Here is a 5870-nt window from a genome sequence, read left to right as displayed (position 1 = left end):
GGCGGCTTCCCCGGAGGCGGCGGCTTCCCCGGAGGCGTGCCGGGGGCTCCCGGAACGTTCCCGCCTCCGCGCCCCCCGGTGACCTTCCCGCCCGGAACGTTCCCGCCGCCCCGTCCGCCGGTGACCTTCCCGCCCGGAACGTTCCCGCCTCCGCCCATCCGGCCGCTGTCGACCACGCCGGGAGTTCCCGAAGCACCGCCGGTTCAGCAACCGTCCGCCGCTTACATTACCATCCAGATTAACGGCGGCTTCGCCTTCCCCGACGCTAGGGAATCGGCCTACGTCTCCACGTTTCCGGGGATGACGATCCGGCAGGCGCTTCAATCGACAGGGTACGTCACCTTCGGACCCGGCGGCAAAATCGTCTCCGTCACCGGCATCCGGATCGCGGACAACGTTGCCGTCCGAATTCGCTACAACGGCCAGGTGATCCCGACGCCCCAGTTGAACCTGCCGGCCGAGCCGAACAGCTCCGTCATTCTCGAGCTGTACACAATCTAAACCGCGAGCAAGTGAGGAACCAACCTCCTCTCTTTGACGGATTCGCGGCACCCCGCGCAAATGTAAGGAACCCCGTTCCTCTCTTTCGCCGATCCGCACTCCAAAAAAAGCAGGGAAGGCGCGCCCGCACCTTCCCTGCTTTTTTGTCATCCGTCAAGCCGTCTTGTTCTTGTTGTAAATATCGAACCCGACCGCGAGCAGCAGCACCAAGCCTTTGATACCTTGCTGCCAGTCGATGCCGAGGCCGATCAGCGACATCCCGTTGTTCATGACGCCCATGACGAGACCGCCGATGATCGCGCCCATGACCGTCCCGATGCCGCCGGAGGCCGAAGCGCCGCCGATGAAGCAGGCCGCGATCGCGTCCAGCTCGAAATTCGTGCCCGCCTTCGGCGTCGCCGCGTTCAAGCGCGCCGCGTAGATCAATCCGGACAGGGCCGCCAGCGCGCCCATGTTGACGAAAACCCAGAACGTAACGCGCTTCGTCTTGATCCCCGACAGCTTCGCCGCTTTCTCGTTGCCGCCGATGGCGTAGGTGTGGCGCCCCATCACCGTCTTTTTCATCACGAACGAATAGGCGACGACAAGCACAAACAAAATAATGAGAATGAAAGGAATGCCCTTGTATTCCGCCAGCACATACGTAAATACGTTGATAACGGCGACGATGGCGACCAGCTTGGCGATAAACCAAGGCATCGGCAGCACGTCGAACTCATACTTCCGCTGCGTGCGGCGGTTGCGGAATTCCTGCACGACCGTGAGCAGCGACAGCACGACGCCGATGATCAGCGTCAGCGTATGAATGGAGCCGTTGCCGTCGATGTCGGGAAGGAAGCCCGAGCTCATCTTCTGGAACAGCTTCGGGAACGGAGCGATCGACTGGCCGTTCAGGACGACCATCGTCAGCCCCCGGAACAGCAGCATCCCGGCGAGCGTCACGATAAACGCGGGGATTCGCACATAGGCAATCCAGAAGCCCTGCCAAGCGCCGACCGCCGCGCCGATCAGCAGCGACAGAATGAGGGCGGCCCAGAACGGCATGTGGTGGTCGACCATCATAATGGCGGAGATGGCTCCGACGAACGCGGCGACCGAGCCGACCGACAAGTCGATGTGCCCGGTAATGATGACGAGCACCATGCCGATCGCCAGCACGAGAATGTAGCTGTTCTGCTGGATCAGGTTCGTGACGTTCAGCGGCTTGAGCAGAATGCCGTCGGACAACAGCTGGAACAGCAGTGTGATGACGATCAGCGCCACGATCATGCTGTACTGCCGGATATTGTTTTTGAAAAGATTCTTGATAGCGCCCATCCGTATTACCCCCTGCTTTTGGTCATGTATTTCATCAACGTCTCTTGGGACGCTTCTTCGCGGTTCACTTCGCCGGTGATCCGGCCTTCGCTCATGATGTAGATCCGGTCGCTCATCCCGAGAATCTCGGGAAGCTCCGAGGAGATGATCAGAATGCCCTTCCCTTCCGCCGCCAGCTGGTTAATGATCGTATAAATCTCGTATTTGGCGCCGACGTCGATGCCGCGGGTCGGTTCGTCCAGAATGAGCACGTCGGGTCCGGAGAAAATCCACTTGCTGAGCACGACCTTCTGCTGGTTGCCCCCGCTCAGGTTGCCGGTGAGCTGCCGGACGCTCGGCGTTTTGATGTTCATCTTCTTCCGGAACGATTCGGCGACGACGATCTCCTCGTTCTCGTTTACGACCGAACGCCGCGAGATTTTCCCCAGACTGGCCATGGAAATGTTGCGCTTGATGTCGTCGATGAGGATGAGGCCGTAATTTTTCCGGTCCTCGGTCACGTAGGCGATGCCGTTGTCGATGGCTTGGCTGATCGTGCGAAGCTGCACTTCCTTGCCGTCTTTGAAAATCTGCCCGGAGATGTTGCGCCCGTACGACCGCCCGAAAATGCTCATGGCCAGCTCCGTGCGTCCCGAGCCCATCAGGCCGGCGATGCCGACGATCTCGCCCTTGCGAATATGCAAATGAACGTTGTCGATCACTTTGCGTTCCAGGTGCTGGGGATGATAGACGTTCCAGTTCCTGACCTCGAAGATCGTCTCGCCGATCTTCGGCACGCGCTCCGGATAGCGATGGGTCAAGTCCCGGCCGACCATTCCTTTGATGATGCGGTCCTCCGTCACCTCGTCCGCCTTCATGTCCAACGTCTCGATTGTTTTCCCGTCTCGTAGAATCGTGATGGAATCCGCCACTTTGGCGATCTCGTTCAGCTTGTGCGAGATAATGATGGAAGCGATGCCTTGCCGTTTGAACGTTAAAATGAGGTTGAGCAGGTTCTCGCTGTCTTCTTCGTTCAGCGCCGCCGTCGGTTCGTCCAGAATGAGCAGCTTCACCCGCTTGGACAGCGCTTTAGCGATCTCCACGAGCTGCTGCTTGCCGACGCCGAGGTTGTGAATGAGCGTTGCGGGCGATTCCTGAAGGCCGACCTTCGCAAGCATCTCCTTGGCCTTCACGTTCGTCTCGTTCCAGTCGACGACGCCTTTGGCGCTTTGCTGTTCGTTGCCGAGGAAGATGTTTTCCGCGATCGACAGATAGGGGATGAGCGCCAGCTCCTGGTGAATAATGACGATGCCCAGCGCTTCGCTCGACTTGATATCCTTGAATTGGCAAACCTGCCCTTTGAACAAAATGTCGCCTTCGTACGAGCCGTACGGGTAGACGCCGCTGAGCACCTTCATCAGCGTGGACTTGCCCGCCCCGTTCTCGCCGCAGAGCGCGTGCACTTCGCCTTCCTTGACTTTGAGGTTGACGTTCTCAAGCGCTTTCACGCCGGGGAAGGTTTTGGTGATCCCGCGCATTTCCAAAATATAATCCGTCATGTTCGTTCACCCGGCCTTTCTGGATTGGGGGAAAACGGCTTCGTGACGGCCGGGCGGCCGCCACGAAGCGCAAAGCGTTTTCCGAAACGTATCGCTCGTTTACTTCAGCTGATCTTCCGTGTAGTAGCCGCCGTCGACCAGCACTTGCTTGTAGTTCGTCTTGTCGACCGATACCGGCGTGAGCAGGTAGGCGGGAACGACTTTGACGCCGTTGTCGTAAGTTTTCGTATCGTTCGTCTCGACCGGCTTGCCGTTCAGGATGTTGTCGGCCATCTTGACCGCCACTTTGGCCAGCTCGCGTGTGTCTTTGTACACCGTCTGCGTCTGTTCGCCGGCGATGATCGACTTGATGGAAGCGAGCTCCGCGTCCTGTCCGGTAATGATCGGCAGCGGCTTGTCGGGGGAGCCGTAGCCTACGCCTTTCAGCGAGGACAGAATGCCGATGCTGATGCCGTCGTACGGGGAGAGGACCGCGTCCACCCGTTCGGTCGTGTAGTTCGCGGACAGCAGATTGTCCATGCGGGATTGGGCGACGCCGCCGTCCCAACGGAGCGTGGCGACCTGGTCGAACTTCGTCTGGCCGCTGCGGACGACCAGCTTGCCGGAATCGATGTAAGGCTGCAGCACGCTCATGGCGCCGTTGAAGAAGAAGGTCGCGTTGTTGTCGTCCGGGGAGCCTGCGAACAGCTCGATGTTGAACGGGCCTTTGCCTTCTTTGAGGCCGAGCTTCTCTTCGATGTAGGAGCCTTGCAGCACGCCGACCTTGAAGTTGTCGAACGTCGCGTAGTAATCGACGTATTCGGATTTCTTGATGAGGCGGTCGTAGGCGATGACCGGAATGCCCGCGTCGTGGGCCTTCTGCAGCACGTCCGTCAGCGATTCGCCGTCGATGGAGGCGATGACGAGCAGCTTCACGCCTTTGGTGATCATATTTTCAATTTGGGAGACCTGGTTCTCGATAACGTCTTCGCCGTATTGCAGGTCGGTCTTGTAGCCGAGCGCCTGGAACTGCTTCACCATGTTGTTGCCGTCGTTCACCCAGCGCTCCGACGATTTGGTCGGCATCGCGATACCGATCGTGCCTTTGCTGCCTCCGCCAGCGTTCGCGGCGCTGCCGCTCGGGCTGGCGTCTCCGCTGCCGCCGCCGTTATTCGACTTGCCGCATGCGGACAAGGACAGTGCGAGGACAAGCATGAGTGCGAGAATCGTGATCTTTCTCAATTTGAACTCCCCTTTCGATGATCTGGTATGAATTTATCACGCGTCTCGGGGGAGCGTCTTTCGAGGAATCGAACACTTTTTTTCAAAAAATCTACTTTTGTATGCGGTTGCAAAATCCGATTTTATCTCGCTGCTGCCGCTTCTCCACCTCCGGCTGAATTGTCGATGCCGCTCCATGTCCTTACCGTTCTTCTGCAACAATTTGGAATTTATTTCTTGATATTCTCCGAATTTACTGCTATCATTGCTAGCAAATAAACAATCGGTCGTGAAGAACACGCCGCCTGCCTCCGGTTCATGCCGGGGTTGGCGGCGTTTTGTTTTATTACGGCCGATCCGGAGGGATCATCGAATGAAGCTTCAAGGATCGGGAGAAGGCATGCCGGCGGAACTGAAGCCGGTCTATACGTCATGGCTTGAGCGGCATATGAGGAATGGGAAAGGGGATGCCAAACTGCGCTTGGCGAATCACGGCCATGCGGAGCAGATGTTTCTGGCTCGGGTATGGTGGCCTGCGTTCGGCAAGCTGGAGGCGCTTTACCCGGAGTATGAAGTGAGGGATTTTAAAGACGGGTGGCGCTACTTGGATTTCGCCTATCTGTCTCAAGGTATGAAAGTTTGCATCGAGATCGACGGTTACGGGCCGCACTGGCGCGATGTCGACCGCTGGAAGTTTGCCGACAACCTGATGCGGCAGAATCACTTGGTGATCGACGGTTGGCTCGTGCTTCGCTTCTCTTATGACGACATCGTGGAGAAGCCCCGCCGCTGCCAACAAGTTCTCCAGCAATTGCTCGGAAAAAGAAGCATAATCGGGTTCGAGGCGATGCCGGCGCTAACCCCGATCGAAAGCGCCATTGCGAGAATGGCCTTCGGAAGCCGGGAATCGATCAAGCCCGAGCACGTCGCGTCGAGCTTCGGCATTTATCGAAAAACGGCAGCCAAGCATTTAAAGTCGCTAGTTGCGAAGGGGTATCTGCTCCCCGCCAAGCCGAGCGTCAAGCGAGTTTACAGTTACGTTGCGAATCCGGCGGTAGGGGACTATTGGTTACTTTAAAAGTGGCACCGGTGGCTGGGGGGCGTGGCCAACTAGGCCGATTTTTGCCCTTGTTGGGCACCGGTGGCTGGGGCGCGTGGCCGAATAGGCCGGTTTTTAGCCTTGTTTGGCACCGGTGGCTGGGGTGCGTGGCCAAACAAGGCCGGTTTTTGCCCTTGTTTGGCACCGGCGGCTGGGGTGCGTGGCCAACTAGGCCGGTTTTTGCCCTTGTTTGGCACCGGCGGCGGGGGGGGGGG

General features: G+C 58.4%; 5 protein-coding genes. 2 read left to right on the top strand and 3 right to left on the bottom strand.

Annotation, left to right across the window (positions count from 1 at the left end):
- Nucleotides 1-501 (top strand): hypothetical protein (locus G485_RS30535; RefSeq protein ID WP_035157491.1); only part of this gene is annotated, 501 nt, incomplete at its 5' end.
- A 153-nt stretch (nt 502-654) separates the two neighbouring features.
- Here G485_RS30535 and mmsB read toward each other — a convergent pair.
- The 3 genes from mmsB to chvE all read right to left on the bottom strand — a co-directional run bounded on the left by mmsB (nt 655) and on the right by chvE (nt 4550).
- Nucleotides 655-1818, bottom strand: coding sequence for a multiple monosaccharide ABC transporter permease (mmsB, locus tag G485_RS0120760; RefSeq protein ID WP_027094117.1), 1164 nt, complete (start codon nt 1816-1818; stop codon nt 655-657).
- A gap of 5 nt (nt 1819-1823) precedes the next feature.
- On the bottom strand, nt 1824-3356 hold the full coding sequence (gene mmsA, locus G485_RS0120755) for a multiple monosaccharide ABC transporter ATP-binding protein (protein WP_027094116.1): 1533 nt from the start codon (nt 3354-3356) through the stop codon (nt 1824-1826).
- 99 nt (nt 3357-3455) lie between these two features.
- Nucleotides 3456-4550 carry a multiple monosaccharide ABC transporter substrate-binding protein gene (gene chvE, locus G485_RS0120750; RefSeq protein WP_205620177.1) on the bottom strand — a complete coding sequence of 365 codons (1095 nt, stop codon included), beginning with the start codon at nt 4548-4550 and terminating at the stop codon, nt 3456-3458.
- Between the two features lie 379 nt (nt 4551-4929).
- Here chvE and G485_RS0120745 point away from each other — a divergent pair, with 379 nt between their 5' ends.
- The gene (locus G485_RS0120745; protein ID WP_240489228.1) at nt 4930-5634 is read left to right on the top strand and encodes a DNA-binding response regulator; all 705 of its coding nucleotides are present in this window, start codon (nt 4930-4932) and stop codon (nt 5632-5634) included.
- Nucleotides 5635-5870 lie beyond the last annotated feature (236 nt).

The organism is Cohnella thermotolerans DSM 17683, from assembly GCF_000429825.1.
GTDB classification, from domain to species: Bacteria; Bacillota; Bacilli; order Paenibacillales; family Paenibacillaceae; genus Cohnella; species Cohnella thermotolerans.
Note: the sequence above shows the minus strand (reverse complement) of the source record. Positions and strands in the feature narration are given on the sequence as shown.